The organism is Halorhodospira abdelmalekii, from assembly GCF_016583625.1.
Classification (GTDB): domain Bacteria; phylum Pseudomonadota; class Gammaproteobacteria; order Nitrococcales; family Halorhodospiraceae; genus Halorhodospira; species Halorhodospira abdelmalekii.
The window spans coordinates 1-15,309 of sequence record NZ_NRRN01000023.1 but is presented as its reverse complement, the minus strand read 5'-3'; the positions used below and the strand labels follow the sequence as shown (position 1 = coordinate 15,309).

Here is a 15,309-nt window from a genome sequence, read left to right as displayed (position 1 = left end):
GGTGGATGATGCGGCAAGGTGTGGTGGTTATGAGGCGAATGGTGGTGTCGGGGCTGGCCATACGGCGGGGTGTGGCTTGATTCACTGGCGTGGTCTGCGCGTAGGGTTGCTATCGCTATCCGGGGTGCTGAGCCTGGCGTGCTTGGGGCTGCTGGGGCAGCAGGCGTTCGCTGCGAACAGCTTTATCGTCGAGGAGATCCAGGTCGAGGGGCTGGAACGGATCGCCGAGGGGACAGTCTTCAACTACCTGCCGATTGAGCCGGGTGATCAGATCGGTGCCGGTGAGGTGGCGAACGCCATCCGCGCGCTCTATCGCTCCGGGTTCTTCCGCGATGTCGAGTTGTTGCGTGACGAGCAGGTGCTGGTCGTGCGCGTCCAGGAGCGCCCTTCGGTGGCGCGCCTGGAGATCGAAGGCAATGAGCAGATCCGTGATGACGACTTACGCGATGCCTTGCGCAGCGCCGGTCTGGCGGAAGGGCAGATCTTCAACCGGGCGCAGCTCTCTGAAATCGAGCGCGAACTGGTCCAGCAGTACTTTGCCCAGGGTAAGTATGGGGTGACGGTCGAGAGTACGGTCTCGCCGCTGCCGCGCAATCGGGTGGCGATTCGCATCGATATCGACGAGGGCGAGGTCGCTGAGATTCGCGACATTCACTTCGTTGGCAACGAAGTCTTTTCGGATCGCGAGTTGCGCGGTTTGCTGGAGTTGACCCCGCAACGCTGGTGGGCGCCGTGGTCGCAGCGCCACCGTTACGCCCGCGGCATGCTGGCGAACGACCTTGAGAGCGTACGCAGCCACTACCTCGATCGCGGCTACCTCGAATTTTCCATCACTTCGGCCCAGGTCTCAATCGGTCCCGAGCGCCGCGATGTCTTTATCACGGTCCACGTCGATGAAGGCGAGCAGTACACAGTGGGCACGATCAACGTTCGCGGCCACCTCGTGGTTCCGGCTGAAGAGTTGCGCGAGCGCATCGAGTTGCAGCCGGGTGATCTCTACTCGCGCAGTCGCATCAACGCCGGCATCGAGGCGATTCAAGCACGTCTGGCCAAAGAGGGCTACGCCTTCGCCGAGGTCCAGGTGCGACCGGTGGTCGATGAGCACGAGCGTGTGGTCAGTCTGACCTACTTCGTCGATCCGGGTGCACGGGTCTACGTGCGGCGAATCAACATCACCGGCAATCAGCGGACTCAAGACGAGGTCATCCGCCGGGAGATGCGGCAGCTCGAAGGGGCACCGCTGTCAAGTGATGCTCTGCGGCGTTCCCAGACCCGTCTCAATCGCCTTGGGTTTTTCGATTTTGTCAATATCGATACGCCGCGGGTGCCGGGCAGCGACGACCGGGTCGATGTCGATGTCAGTGTGCAGGAGCGCATGACCGGACAGCTCCAGGCCGGGGTCGGCTACGGGGATGTACAGGGGCTCCTGGTCAACTTTGCTGTCTCGCAGGATAACGTTGTCGGTACCGGTGACCGCCTGAGCATGACCATCAACAACTCCCAGGTCTCGAACATCTACGACGTCTCCTATACGGACCGTTTCCATACCATCGAGGGGGTCTCCAGGACGCTCTCGGCAGGTTACCGCGAGACCCGGGCACGGCGTGCCGATCTTTCCGACTACGACCTGAAATCGGGTCACGCATCGGTCGAGTACAGTGTTCCGGTCAGCGAGGTCGACCGCTTTGCCGGACGGCTGCGCTATGAGCACATAGGGATCGATGAGCGCGAGCGCACCCCGGATTGGATTACCGACTATCTGGAGGCCGAGGGCAATCGCTTCGGCATGGTCAAGCCGCGCCTCTCCTGGCTGCGTGATACCCGCGATCGCGGCATCTTTCCGACCGCCGGCGGGCGGCAGCGCCTCTTTATCGAGGGGACGCTGCCTGGGGCCGATCAGGAGTTTTACAAGCTGACCTACGAGCATCGGCGCTACTGGCCGTTGCCGTGGCTCGGCGAGAAGACCGCCTTCTCGGTGGAGGGGCAGGCCTCGTATGGCGATGGCTATGGCGATTCGCAAAAATTGCCCTTCTTCGAGCACTACTACGCTGGTGGTGTTCGCACGGTACGCGGCTATCGCGGTAACTATCTGGGGCCGCGCACCGTCGATCGCGATGAGCCGATCGGCGGGAATGCTCGTCTTCTGGCTAAGGCACAGGTCATCTTCCCGCCGACGCCAGAGGCGCAGTCGGTGCGTATGGCCGCTTTTATCGATGCTGGTCAAGTCTTTAACACTAGGCTTGAGCGCTACCCTGGTCTTGCCGATGGCGATAACGTCAAGCCGGCGGGACTCGATCAGTTCGATCTGCGCGAGCTGCGTGCGGCTGCCGGTCTGGCACTGATCTGGATGTCTCCGGTCGGTCCGTTGACATTCAGCTTGTCCGAACCGTTAAATGAGAGCGACGATGACCGTACCGAGACGTTCCAGTTCTCACTGGGGACCGAGTTCTAGGGCGCTGCGGTGAGCCTTGGTTGAAGCGCTAGTGACCGGTCGCTGGTGGTGGCCGGTGAGCGAAGGAACGAAAAGAGGAGGAAGGCAAGGGTGAGCGAACAGCAAGCGGAGCAGGGGCGGACCGACATTGCCGGCATTATGGAGTTGTTGCCGCACCGCTATCCGATGCTTCTGATCGATCGGGTGTTGAGCTACACTCCGCATGAGCATTTGGTCAGTATCAAGAATGTCACGATCAACGAGCCGTTTTTTGTCGGTCACTTTCCGCAAAAGCCGGTGATGCCCGGTGTGCTGATCCTCGAATCGCTCGCGCAGGCGTGTGGGATGTTGGCGTTCAAGAGTGTTCAGGACACCTTGAGCGAAAACGACGTCCTCTATTTGGTTGGCATCGACAAGGCCCGTTTCAAGCGCCCGGTGGAGCCCGGTGACTGCTTGCAGCATGAGGTTTCAGTGCGGCGCATCACCCGTGGCATCTGGATCTTCGATGCTAAGGGTACGGTCGACGGTACGCTGGCCGCCGAGTGTGAGGTCCGTTGTACGGTGCGCTCAGTTTGAGTCGCGTCCACCCGCAAGCATCGGTCGACCCGAAGGCTGCCTTAGGCGAAGATGTCGAGGTCGGACCGTTTACCGTCATCGGTCCCGATGTCGAGATCGACGAGGGCACCTGGATTGGACCCCACGTAGTGCTGCGGGGGCCGTTGCAGATCGGCCGCGATAACCGCATCTACCAGTTTGCGGCGCTCGGTGAAGCGCCGCAGCACAAGGGGTATAAAGGTGAGCCGACGCGCTTGATCATCGGCGATGGCAACACCATTCGCGAGTTCGTCACATGCCACCGGGGTACGGTGCAGGGGCGCGGTGAGACGCGCATCGGTGACCACAACTGGCTGATGGCCTACTGCCACATCGCGCACGACTGCACCTTGGGCAATCATCTGCTCTTTGCCAACTCGGCGTCGTTGGCTGGCCACGTCGATGTCGGGGATTACGCGACGTTGGGTGGATTCGCCTTGGTTCATCAGTTTTGCCGAATTGGTTCATACGCCTTTTGTGGCTTTGGCAGCGGCATTAACCGCGATGTGCCGCCCTTTGTGACCGTCTCAGGACAGATGGCGGTGCCGCGCGGCATCAATTCGGTGGGATTGCGCCGGCACGGTTTTGAAGATCGCCGGATTCGTGCGATCAAACAGGCTTATCGAGTCCTCTATCGGCAGGGGCTGCGCCTTGAGGATGCGCGGGACCAGATCGCTGAGCAGTTTGCCGATTCGCAGGAGGTGCAGCAGATGGTCCACTTTATCGACGAGAGCAAGCGCGGCTTGCTGCGCTGATGTGAGTTCGACGGAGCGAGCGGCAGGGGCGGGGGGGGCTGCGGCAGCCGAGTGGCGGATTGCGTTGCTCGCCGGTGAGCCCTCGGGCGACGTACTCGGCGGCGCCTTGATGCGCGCTTTGCAGGAGCAGTGCCCCGGGTTGTCGTTTGAGGGGGTCGGCGGGGCGCAGATGCAGGCGGCCGGATTGCAGCCGGTCGCTCCGATGGATGGGTTGGCGCTAGTCGGGCTCAGTGAGATCGTCCGCCACTTGCCGCGCCTGCTGCGGTTGCGTCGGGCGCTGGTCGAGCGTTGGCGCAACGCCCCTCCCGATCTCTTCATCGGCATCGACCTGCCCGATTTCAACCTCTCGCTCGAGCAGCGTCTGCGCGCCGCTGGAGTGCCGACGGTGCACTACGTCAGCCCGACCGTGTGGGCGTGGCGGCGCGGTCGCATCCGCACTATCGAGCGCGCCGTCGACCGAATGCTCACGCTCTATCCCTTCGAGCAGCGTCTCTACGCCACAAGCGGTGTCGATGCAGTCTGTGTCGGCCACCCGGCGGCCGATCGTCTACCGTTGCATCCGGAGCGTGCGCAGACGCGGGCGCGCTTGCAGATCCCGGCTCAGGCGACTGTATTGGCGCTGTTGCCGGGGAGCCGTGACAGCGAGATCGAGCGGCTGTTGCCGCCCTTCGCCGAGACGGCTGCACAGCTCGCTGCGCAACGCCCGGGGTTGCATGTGGTGGTGCCGGTGGCCTTGGCGTCGTGGCGTACGCCGATATTCGAGGCGCTGTTGAGTGCTGGAGTGGCCCAGGAGCGGCTGCACCTGCTCGATGGTGATGTCGCTGCTGCGGCAAGTGCCGCCGATGTGGCACTGGTCGCCTCGGGAACGGCCACCTTAGAGGTGATGTTGGCGAAGTGCCCAATGGTCGTGGCGTATCGGGTCTCGCCACTTACTTTTCAACTGGTCAAGCGTATGATTCAGGTGCCGTGGGTCTCGCTGCCGAACCTGCTGGCACAGGAGGCTTTGGTGCCGGAGTTTTTTCAGGAGCAGGTCGATGCGCCGCGCCTGAGTGCAGCGCTGGACTACTGGCTCGATGATACGGCAGCGCGCTCCGCCCTGTTGAGTCGTTTCAGTCAGCTGCATCAAGAGCTCTCTGGCGGTGCAGCGGCAGGTGCGGCGGCGAGTGCCGAGGGTGGCGCCGAGCGGCGTGCCGCCGCTGCGGTCTTGGAGTTATTGCCGTGACGGCGGTACTATTGCCGACGCCGGTCGCCGGTGTCGATGAGGTCGGACGCGGCCCGTGGGCGGGTCCGGTGGTCGCCGCGGCGGTGATCCTGGAGCGACCGGTGGCGGGCGTGACCGACTCGAAGCGCTTGCGCGCTAAGCAGCGCGAGCAGTTGGCGGCGGCGATTCGCGAGCACGCTGCTGCCTGGGCGCTGGGGCGTGCAGAGGTCGAGGAGATCGATCGGCTCAACATCCGCCAGGCGACTTTCCTGGCGATGCGGCGAGCGGTGGCGGCGCTTACGACCGCTCCCGGGGGACTGCTGATCGATGGTCGTGAGCTGCCCGAATCGCTGCCGTGCCCGGCCCGGGCGGTCGTCGGGGGCGATGGCACGGAGTTGGCTATTGCCGCGGCGTCGATCTTGGCGAAGACGGCACGCGATGCCGAGATGCGGGAGTGGGATGACCACTATCCCGAGTACGGATTTGCCGCTCACAAAGGGTATGGGACCGCTGCGCATCGCAGCGCGTTGCAGCGCTGGGGGCCGTGTCCGCTCCACCGCCGCAGCTTCGCTCCTGTGCGAGTGTCGATCCTTAAGAGCACTGAATAACAAACGGAGAGGTCTGATGATTCGCTCGATGACGGAGAGCCCGGTGCAGTTCTGGTCGTCCGAAGTGCCTGCAGGCTGTTGGAGCCCGGTGCTAAAGGAGCCTGCTGCGCGGGCGCTGTGCACCGATTGCGGGCTCTCGCGCAGTGAGCGAGCGAAACGCTGCGGTCAGGCGTGCCAGTTTATTCGCCCCGACTATCCGCGGCTCGAGCAGCAGGTCCACGGGCGGGCGCGCCTGCCGTACCGCCCTGATGAGCTCCACTTCGGCCCTTACCAGTCCATGTACCAAGCCTCGCTGCGCTCGCCGCTGCCGGGGGCGCAGTGGACCGGGATCACGACGCGGATCGCCGAGCGTCTGCTGGAGGCCGGTGAGGTCGACGCCGTGCTGACCGTGACGAGCTCGGCGGAGGATCGCTGGCAGCCGGTGCCGGTGCTGATCACCGAGCCGGCCGGGTTGCAGATCTGCCGCGGCATGCGCATCGGCTTTGCCCCGTTGTTGGCGCTGCTCGAGCCAGCATTGGCGCGCGGCTATAAGCGGCTGGCGGTGATCGCGATGCCGTGTCAGGCCTATCCGCTGCGGGTGCTCGAGCAGGAGCTCGGCTTCGAGCGCTTGGATGTCATCGGTACCCCCTGTGCGGATAACACCGATACGCCGCGCTTTCATGAGTTTTTGACCTTTTTCGCCGACGATCCGAACGATGTAACCTACCTCGAGTTTCGTCCCGATCACTACGTCGAGCTGCGCTTCGAGGGCGGGCGTAAGCAGGAGATCCCCTTCTTGCAGCTGCCGCTCGCTAAGCTCTCCCCCGACTTCTTCCCTCTGACCTGTCGGACCTGTGTCGATTACACCAATGTTCTCGCCGATGTGGTGATCGGCAGCATGGGAGGGCGGGGCGAGCAGTGGCTGATTGTGCGCAACGAGCGTGGCCGCCATCTGCTCAATCTGCTCGGCGATGAGTTGCTGCTGCGCCCGACCGGCAGCGCCGGTAAGCGGACCAGCGCGGTTACCGGCTATCTGCGCAACACCGAGCGGGCGGCAAGCGGCTTGCCGGTCCGCCGGATGCCCAATTGGCTGCGTCCCATCATGAGTCGTCTAATGCCGTATATGGGGCCGCGCGGGCTGGAGTTCGCCCGCGCTCGGGTGGAGATGAAGGCCGGCGAGACGCTGATCCACTTACGGCAGATGGCGCCGGAGCGGCTAGATACGATGGTGCCGGAGCACGTCCGCGAGCTCGCTAAACCGTACGCTTCGGTCATCGACCCGGACGGCTCCTGAGCGAGCATATCGAGATTCGAATGCTAAACGCTGGCCTTAGGCCGGCATAACGACCGGGTGAGTGAGTGGTCATGGCGGAGGAGCAAGCGCCGCTCGGTTTCGTCCATCTGCGCGTACACAGCGAGCTGTCGCTGGTCGATGGTGCGGTGCGGATCAAGGAGTTGGTCGCCGCTGCGCGTGCGCAGGGGATGCCGGCGGTGGCCCTGACCGATCAGTCGAACCTGTTCGGCATGGTCAAGTTCTACAAGGCGGCGTTGGCCGCTGGGGTCAAGCCGATCGTCGGCAGCGACATCTGGCTCGAGGACCCGGCCGCGCCGCTCGGGTGCTCGCGCCTAACCCTGCTGTGTCGCGACGGCGACGGTCTGCGCACCCTCTCTCGCCTGCTCAGTCGCGCCTATCGCAGCGGCCGGATCGGGCAGAGTGGGCGCAATGGCGCTGCCGGGGGTGGCAGCGACCTGCCGATGATCGAACGTGCCTGGCTGCGCGAGGATCACGCCGGCCTGCTGGCCCTCTCGGGCGGGGCGAGCGGCGATGTCGGAGCGGCGCTGCTGCGCGGCGATGCAGCGACGGCGACGGCCTACCTCGACGAGCACCGCGCGACCTTCGGGGCCGAAAACTACTACCTTGAGGTCCATCGCCTCGGGCGCCCGGGCGATGAGCAGCACCTGCACGCTGCCGTCGAATTGGCCGCCGAACACCAGGTGCCGGTGGTCGCCACGAACGATGTGCGCTTTATGCGCAGCGACGACTTCGATGTCCACGAGGTCCGAGTCTGCATCCACGAGGGGCGCACCCTCGACGATCCACGCCGCTCCCGCCCCTACACCGCACAGCAGTACTTCGCCACTGCCGCCGAGATGGCCGAGCGTTTCGCCGATCTGCCCGAGGCATTGGCAGCGACTGTAAATATCGCCGAGCGCTGCAGTGTCGATCTGGAGCTCGGCACTGCCCATTTGCCCGATTTTCCGGTGCCGGAAGGGGAGACCGTCGCCTCACTGCTGCGCCGCGAAGCCGAACAGGGACTGGCTCACCGCCTCGAGCAGCGCGGCGTCGCCGCCGATGAGAAGCCCGATGAGGTCGCGTCGATCTATCAGCAGCGCCTCGATCACGAACTCGCCGTCATCGAGCAGATGGGCTTTCCCGGCTACTTTTTGATCGTCGCCGACTTTATCCGCTGGGCGCGGGAGAACGCCATCCCGGTCGGGCCGGGACGCGGCTCGGGGGCCGGTTCGCTGGTCGCCTACGCCCTCGGTATCACCAACCTCGATCCGCTGCGCTACGATCTGCTCTTTGAGCGCTTTTTGAACCCGGAACGGGTCTCGATGCCCGATTTCGATATCGACTTCTGCATGGAGCGCCGCGACGAGGTCATCGAGTACGTCTCGCGGCGCTACGGCGCCGAGAAGGTGGCACAGATCGCCACCCACGGCACGATGGCCGCCCGCGCCGTTGTGCGCGATGTCGGTCGGGTCCATGGACACGCCTACGGCTACGTCGATCGCATCGCCAAGCTGATCCCTTTTGAGTTGGGAATGACGCTCGATCGGGCGCTGGAGCAGGAAGAGGACCTGCGCGCCGAGTACGACAACAACGAAGATGTCCGCGAGCTGATCGACACCGCCCGGCGCCTCGAAGGGATGGCGCGCAACGTCGGTAAGCACGCCGGTGGGGTGGTGATCGCCCCGAGCGACCTGACCGACTTCTCTCCCCTCTACTGCGACCCCGATGAGCGCGGGGCGGCCGAATCGTGGAAGGTCGCAACGCACTTCGATAAGGACGACGTCGAGGCGGTTGGGCTGGTCAAGTTCGACTTCCTCGGCCTGCGCACTCTGACCATCATCGACTGGACGGTGCAGGCGGTCAATCGGCTGCGACAAGAGCGCAACGAGGCGCTGCTCGACATCGACGCTGTGCCGCTCGACGATCCAGCGACCTTTGCGTTGCTCAAGCGCTGCGCGACGACGGCCGTCTTTCAGCTCGAATCGCGCGGTATGAAGGAGCTGATCAAGCGGTTGCAACCCGATCGCTTCGAGGAGATCGTCGCTCTAGTCGCACTCTTTCGACCCGGGCCGCTGCAGTCGGGGATGGCCGATGAGTTCGTCGAACGCAAGCACGGCCGAGTCAAGATCGCCGGCTATCCGAACCGCGAGCTCCACCACCCCGATCTCGAGCCGGTGCTCGGGACGACCTACGGGGTGATCCTCTATCAGGAGCAGGTGCAGCGGATCGCCCAGGTATTGGCCGGTTACAGCCTCGGTCAGGCCGATCTGCTGCGCCGTGCCATGGGCAAGAAGAAGCCCGAAGAGATGGCGAAGCAGCGCGCCGGTTTTATCGCCGGGGCGCAGCAAAAGGGGATCCCCGAGGAGAAGGCAGCCGGCATCTTCGATCTGATGGAGAGCTTTGCCGCCTACGGCTTTAACAAGAGCCACTCGGCTGCCTACGCCTTGCTCTCCTACCAGACCGCCTGGCTTAAGACGCACTATCCGGCGCCCTTCATGGCCTCAGTGCTCTCCTCCGATATGGATAACACCGATAAGGTCGTCACCTTCCTCGATGAGGCGCGGGTGATGCGTCTTGAGGTGCTGCCGCCCGATATCAACCGCAGCGATAAGGCCTTTCGAGCGCTCGACGAGGCGACGATCGTCTACGGTCTCGGGGCCATCAAGGGGGTCGGGGAGTCGGCGCTCGATGCCATCCTCGGGGAGCGGGAGCGCTCCGGTCCCTTTGCTGACCTCTTTGAGCTGTGCCGGCGCATCGATACCGGTCGGGCCAATCGGCGCGTCTTAGAGGCGCTATGCCGCTCGGGGAGCCTCGACTCACTCGTGCCGAACCGTGCCAGTGCCATGGCGCAGATCCCGGCAGCATTGGCTGCCGCCGAACAGGTCTCGCGCAATCAGGCGGTTGGCCAGGGCGATCTCTTCGGTGGCCTTGAATCTCCGGCCCTCGAGCGGGTGCAGCGAGCCGAGGCGGTGGCCGAGCAGGCCGAGTGGCCGGAGGAGGAGCGCCTGGCCGGTGAGAAGGAGACGCTCGGGCTCTATTTGACTGGACATCCGATCGACCGCTACGAGGAGGAGCTGCCGTATCTGGCCAGCGATCGTCTGCACCGGTTAGCCGCCGGCTTCGGTGCTACAAGCGGCGGCGGAAATGGTGGTGCCGGCGGCGGCGCCGGCAATGGCTACGGCCGCAACCGCGGGAAGCGGGTGATCGCCGCCGGTCTCGTCGTGGCGCTGCGCGTGCGCAACACCGCTACGGGTGGGCGCTTGGCTACCATGACCTTGGACGATCGGACCGGGCGCATTGAGGTCGTGCTCTTCCCCGAGGCCTTCGCCCGCTGTCGCCGGGTGGTGATCAAAGACGCCCTGCTCGTCGTCTGCGGGACGCTCGACTACGACGACTTTACTGGTGGCTATCGGATCACTGGCGAAGAGGTGCTCGATATCGCCCAAGCGCGCGAGCGAGCTAAGGGGCGGGTGGTCATGCCGGTGAGCGCGCAGCGCGCCGCGAATGGTCTGGTACTGCCGCTGCGTGAGCTGCTCAGCGCCCACGGCGGCGGGAGCAGCCGGCTTGAGGTGCACTACCGCCATCCGCAGGCGGTCGCACGCCTGCTCTTCGATGGGCACTGGAGCGTGCGCCCGAGCGATGAACTGCTGCAGGGCCTCGAAGGCCTCTTCGGCGAGCCGCCGTGGATCGAGTATCCAGGCGGCGGTGGCTGAGCAGGGCGCTCAAGTGCAGGTGCGCCAGGCACGCCCGGAGTGTGGCGCTGGAGCCATCCTAAGCAACCTGGAGTCGGCCATAGTAACCGCGGGTAACATAGTAACCGCGAGTAACAAAGAGCTCGGCGCTAGGAGGTGGCGGCGAGGGCCGCGGCAAGCCACTCTAAAGTCACCGGATGACCGTCGCCGCGCTCATCGAGATGATCGACGACGGCGAGTGCCCCGGAGAAGTCGTCCCCGGCGCTCCACTCATTGCGCGTAACCAGCGTTGCGAGTCCGGCAGCACGCGCCGATCGTAGGCCGTTCACCGAGTCTTCGACGGCCAAGCACGCCGCTGCCGGGAGGCCGAGTTGTTCCAGGGCGAGCCGGTAGGCCTCTGGGTCGGGTTTTTTGGCGGCGACATCTTCGCCGCAGACCATGACCGTAAAGACGCCCTGGAGGGCCGGCGGAAAGGCGTGCTCAAGCAGGGCGGTGACATTGCGGCGGGCGCTGGTCGTGACAATGGCGAGTGCTGTGCCGGCGGCGTGGGCCTCGGCGATCAGGCGCAAGATGCCCATTCGGGGGCGGATGGCGCCGCTGCGGACGATCTCGGCGTAGCGCTGGTTCTTCTCCTGATGCAGCGTTTCGGCGAAGGTCTCAAGGGGCTCAGGCAGCGGGGTGGTTGGCGGGTTGCGTCGGAGTTCGTAGACAATGCGCTCGCGACCGCCGGGCACCTCAGCGAGCAGGTGGCGATAACGCTCCCGGTCCCAGTGCCAAGGGAGGCCGTGAGCGGCAAAGGTGGCATTGAAGGCCGGGCGATGGCCATCGCCCTCGGTATCGGCCAAAGTGCCGTCGACATCGAACAGCAGCGCCTGCGGCATGTGTACAATAGCCCCCATACCAGTGGATGATCGAGTCGTTGGTAAGGTGAAGCCCGTTCAGTGCGCTTTCGGCGATTAAGACTACCCGACGATCGAGCCTCGCCGCTCGGGTCGGGTGCGGCAACCGCACCAGCCTTGCCGACGTTGCCCAGGCCATACCCATACGAATACCCATACGAATCGAGTCATAGTAGAGGGCCGTAACCCATGGCGCAATCCGGACACAAGTACTCGGCGCAACTCCAACGCAAGCTGATCGGGTTGGTGCGTGAAGGGCACAGCCCACGTGAGTTGGCCAAGCAGTATGCCCCCTCGGCGCAGACCATCAGTCGCTGGTATCAGCAGGCGGTGGTTGATCGCGGTGCCGCCAGTGCGCCCGCGGAACGGGGCGGAGAGGCTGCGGGGGCAGTGCGCAGCGATCAGGCGCCGAGACGTCGCTCCGAGGTCAAACCGGGCGGGCAGCGAGCCCAGTCGGCCCAGCGTGCGCAGCGCGCTCCCGAACCCAGTCTAGACACCGCCCCAGAGTCGGCCTCGGCTCAGGCCCCAGAGTCGGCCCCAGAGTCGGCCCCAGAGTCGGCCCCAGAGTCGGCTCCAGAGTCGGTCCCGGATCAGGCCACGAATGCGCCACCGACGCCCGCTTTGCCCCATACCGCAGACCACTCGCCGGTCGAAATGCCGGGCCGGGCCGTCGCCCGGCGGGGCAGTGAGGGCTCGTCGTCGCCCCACGATGCCGCCGCGACGCTGCTGCAGCGCGCCCGTAAGTGGCTGCGCAAGGGCGATGAGTTGCGTCGTCGGCGCGGTGCTGAAGCGGCCATCGCCGCCTACAGCGAGGCCAGCGAGCTCCTTGAGGAGGCGGCGCGCCGGCAGCCGGAGGGTGAGATCGAGCGCGAGTGGGGGCACGCTTTGGAACGTCTCGGTGACGTCCTCTTTGCCGTCGAGGGACCAGCAGCGGCTCTGCCCTGCTATGAACAGTGGCAGGAGATCGCCGAAAACTTGACCCTTGAACTCGGCGACGATGAGGCGCGCGAGGATTGGAGTGCGGCCCTCGAACGCCTCGCCCGGGTGCTTGAGCTCAGCGACGGTCCGGCCCGTGCGCTGCCGTACTATCGCGATGCCGTCGAGCTTTGCGAAGAACTCGCTGAGGAGGCCACAGCGCTCGATGAGAGCGATGGTGAAGGCGCAGGCGAAGGCGGCGAGGCCGCTGCGGCGTCGGAGTCTGGCCGGGCAGGGAGCGAGTCGGAGCTCTCGGCGGAGATTGAGACGGCGTCCGGACGCCGGCGCGAGTCGACCGCTGAGCGTCACCTGCACGAGGTGCGCGAGCGGCGGCAGGCCGCACGCAGCCGGCAGCAGGCCCGTCTGCGCTGGGCGCAGGCGCTTGACCGGTTGGCCGGAGCCCTGGAGGCTGTTGCTGGCACTGAGGCAGCATTGCCACACTTTCGCCGGGCGCTGCAGCTGCGCGAGGAGCTTCACGGCAGCGGTGCACTACCGGCGCAGTTGCCGCAGAGCCTAGCGCAGCAGTTGGCACGTGAAGCGATGGCGCAGTTTGCCCAGATCCAGCGTGAGATGTCGGAGCTCTCGTGGGGTGCTCAGCAGGCGCTGCCCTATACCGGAGCGGGGGCTCCGGCGACGGGCTACACCGGGGCAGCGGGCGCTAGCGCTGGTTACGGTGCCGGCTACGCCGGCGGCGCCCCCGGGGGAGGGGTGGGCGAATTGGCAGCAGCCCCCCCGGGACACGTGGTCTCGTACGATGCCGCCGAAGACCCGAGCCGGCCGCTGGTCGATCGTGGCCTGGAGCAGGCGCGGCGTGGTGACCAGCTCTACGAACACAGTGGCCCAGGAGCGGCAATCCCGGCCTACCGGCGGGCGATCGAGCTGCTCGAAGAGGCAGCCCGCACCACCGAAGAGGCCGAGACCTGCCGCGAGTGGGGGGTTACCCTCGAACGCCTCGGCGATGCCATCTTGGAGGAGGAGGGGGCGAGTGCCGCGCTGCCCTACTATCAGCACTGGTGTGAGATCGCCGAGACCTTGGCCGAGGAGCAGGGAACGGTGCGCGCCCGCCGCGACTACAGCGTCGCGCTGAGTCGTGTCGGCTACGCGCTGCAGACCTCACAATCGCCCGAGGCCGCACTCAGCTACTACCAGAAGGCGCTCGAGTTGCGCGAACGGTTGGCGGCCGAACACCTGACCCCCGAGGCGCGCAAGGATTGGGCCTTGGCCTTGGAGCGCTACGGCGGCGTGCTTGAGGCGGTCGATGGCCCTGAGGGTGCCTTGTCGCACTACTTCCAGGCCTTGGAGTTACGCCGCGAACTTGCCCGCGAGCTGGCGGCAACCCCCGGCGGTTTGGCCGCGCGGCGTGCCTACGGATTGGCCAATGAGCGTGTCGGCATGGCTGTTTTGGCAACACGCACCCCGGAGGACGCTTTGCCGTACTTCCAGGCCCTAGCCGAGGTCTTCACGGCGCTGGAACAGGAACTCGGTACCCGCGAGGCCGCCGAAGAGCGGGAGAAGGCCGACACCATGCTGGGCAAGGTGCAGATGGCGGCTATGTAGCGTGCGCTGTGGGTGCGCGGTGCGGCTGCATCCCCTTATTCATTGATCTTCCTTCCCTCGGGGCGCCTCGTTCAGTGGCGCTCTTCGAGAGGGGCGGCGTGGGACTCTGGGGTGATATCAAGAATTTGAACACCCACGATACGGCCGTTGCATGCCGTAACTGCCTGTTTGCCTGAAATACCCGCTTGAACCCGCTCCTCTGCTCTAAGCGCCCCCCGCCAGAGCCGTATCCGATCCGTACAGCTTGCCGATTGCGCCGGTCACCGCTTCAAGCCGTGGCTTCTATCCCTTTTTGCGCCTGATGTGCGCCTATTCCCCCAATGGATGTGTTCCGCGGCAGATACACTCCCGGCTCTTCTCCTAAAAAAACAAATCAAAAACAAAAGGTTATTTTTTGGCACGGTTCCTGCTTTTTACTGCTGGCAAGCCTTGAAAAGCTGCCTCGATGCTGGATCGCTGGCGCAAGACCGCTTCGGCCAACCAGACCTTCCGGGCGGTGGTTGCTTCACAACATTGCCGAACAAGATAGGAGTCCGTTCCATGACGACGATCGCGCGAGTTCTGGGTTGCGCAATGCTCGGTCTCTCAACCGCCGGTCTGGCTGCTGGGCCGTCGGCTGGTCCTGTGGCCCTCGATGCATCTCAGATGGATCGGGTCACCGCCGGCACACTGACCTTCGGGCCCACGGCGGCGGCTCTCTCCGAGTCCTTCGCCGACGCCAATGGCAACTTGGTTCACACCGTGACGAGCAGCAAAACCTTAACCAACAAGACCATACCCGAGGGCCTTCCCGCCATTGCCGCAACCTACATGACATCGACATCCGGTGCCTCGATTGCCCTGGCGGTTGGCGGCGAGGCGCCATCGAAGTCGACCAGCGTCTCCGGCGTCAATCAGCAGCCGGTGCCCAATGTGATCGGCCGCTCCGCGAGCTACACGCTCACCGGGCATAACCTTGAGATTACTGTGGAATCGAGTATGTACTTCGGCAGCTTGGCTTTCAGGGGCTTCATCACGCCATAGCTGTCGTGGGGTGTCGCAGCAGGCCCGTGATGCGGGTGCACGGATCGCAGCCGTAGGGCGAGTGCCCTGAGGGGCCACAAGGACAACACAGGATTACATCGTAGTGGCTGAGCCGCTGCGTGTAATGGCCTACCGGCGGTAGGTCGTATTTATCACCTTAACTTCAATCGATAAGGGGTTCAAACAGTTGCAAAAATAGATAGACGAACATGCTTGTCTATGCCAATATTCTCCGCATGAAGAGTACCAAGTTAAGCGCGTGGGCGAAACAGAAGGGGATTGCGTACCGCACGGCTTGGAA

The 15,309-nt window shown here is 64.8% G+C and carries 10 protein-coding genes; 9 read left to right on the top strand and 1 reads right to left on the bottom strand.

Going from position 1 to position 15,309, the window contains the following annotated elements; all coding sequences use genetic code 11:
- The first annotated feature begins 1 nt into the window (after position 1).
- From bamA to dnaE, 7 genes are all read left to right on the top strand, one after another.
- Positions 2–2,452 (top strand): outer membrane protein assembly factor BamA, encoded by a 2,451-nt coding sequence (bamA, locus tag CKO15_RS07240; protein WP_338036017.1) that lies wholly within the window; start codon positions 2–4, stop codon positions 2,450–2,452.
- 90 nt (positions 2,453–2,542) lie between these two features.
- On the top strand, positions 2,543–3,007 hold the full coding sequence (fabZ, locus tag CKO15_RS07235; RefSeq protein ID WP_338036016.1) for a 3-hydroxyacyl-ACP dehydratase FabZ: 465 nt from the start codon (positions 2,543–2,545) through the stop codon (positions 3,005–3,007).
- Positions 3,004–3,780: an acyl-ACP--UDP-N-acetylglucosamine O-acyltransferase gene (lpxA, locus tag CKO15_RS07230; RefSeq protein ID WP_200194026.1), complete on the top strand. Its 777-nt coding sequence runs from the start codon at positions 3,004–3,006 to the stop codon at positions 3,778–3,780. Before fabZ ends, lpxA begins: the two co-directional genes overlap by 4 nt.
- 1 nt (position 3,781) lies before the next feature.
- Positions 3,782–5,002: a lipid-A-disaccharide synthase gene (gene lpxB, locus CKO15_RS07225; protein WP_338036015.1), complete on the top strand. Its 1,221-nt coding sequence runs from the start codon at positions 3,782–3,784 to the stop codon at positions 5,000–5,002.
- Positions 4,999–5,589, top strand: coding sequence for a ribonuclease HII (gene rnhB, locus CKO15_RS07220; RefSeq protein ID WP_200194022.1), 591 nt, complete (start codon positions 4,999–5,001; stop codon positions 5,587–5,589). Before lpxB ends, rnhB begins: the two co-directional genes overlap by 4 nt.
- A gap of 16 nt (positions 5,590–5,605) precedes the next feature.
- Positions 5,606–6,862, top strand: coding sequence for a Coenzyme F420 hydrogenase/dehydrogenase, beta subunit C-terminal domain (locus tag CKO15_RS07215; RefSeq protein ID WP_242464632.1), 1,257 nt, complete (start codon positions 5,606–5,608; stop codon positions 6,860–6,862).
- A 71-nt stretch (positions 6,863–6,933) separates the two neighbouring features.
- A complete protein-coding gene (gene dnaE / locus CKO15_RS07210) occupies positions 6,934–10,575 on the top strand; it encodes a DNA polymerase III subunit alpha (protein WP_200194020.1) in 3,642 nt (1,213 codons plus the stop codon).
- A gap of 128 nt (positions 10,576–10,703) precedes the next feature.
- On the opposite strand, the gene CKO15_RS07205 is transcribed toward dnaE, so the two are convergent.
- Entirely contained in the window at positions 10,704–11,453 is a 750-nt protein-coding gene (locus CKO15_RS07205) for an HAD-IA family hydrolase (protein WP_200194018.1), read from the bottom strand.
- 189 nt (positions 11,454–11,642) lie between these two features.
- Here CKO15_RS07205 and CKO15_RS07200 point away from each other — a divergent pair, with 189 nt between their 5' ends.
- Together CKO15_RS07200 and CKO15_RS07195 are read left to right on the top strand one after the other, a co-directional pair.
- Positions 11,643–13,985, top strand: coding sequence for an ATP-binding protein (locus CKO15_RS07200; protein ID WP_200194016.1), 2,343 nt, complete (start codon positions 11,643–11,645; stop codon positions 13,983–13,985).
- Between the two features lie 540 nt (positions 13,986–14,525).
- A complete protein-coding gene (locus CKO15_RS07195) occupies positions 14,526–15,008 on the top strand; it encodes a hypothetical protein (RefSeq protein ID WP_200194014.1) in 483 nt (160 codons plus the stop codon).
- Positions 15,009–15,309 lie beyond the last annotated feature (301 nt).

Bases quoted from the DNA above. Each gene is read 5' to 3' on its own strand.
- CKO15_RS07215 (WP_242464632.1), top strand. From the start codon at position 5,606: ATGATTCGCTCGATGACGGAGAGCCCGGTGCAGTTCTGGTCGTCCGAA.
- dnaE (WP_200194020.1), top strand. From the start codon at position 6,934: ATGGCGGAGGAGCAAGCGCCGCTCGGTTTCGTCCATCTGCGCGTACAC.
- CKO15_RS07205 (WP_200194018.1), bottom strand. From the start codon at position 11,453: ATGGGGGCTATTGTACACATGCCGCAGGCGCTGCTGTTCGATGTCGAC.
- CKO15_RS07200 (WP_200194016.1), top strand. From the start codon at position 11,643: ATGGCGCAATCCGGACACAAGTACTCGGCGCAACTCCAACGCAAGCTG.
- CKO15_RS07195 (WP_200194014.1), top strand. From the start codon at position 14,526: ATGACGACGATCGCGCGAGTTCTGGGTTGCGCAATGCTCGGTCTCTCA.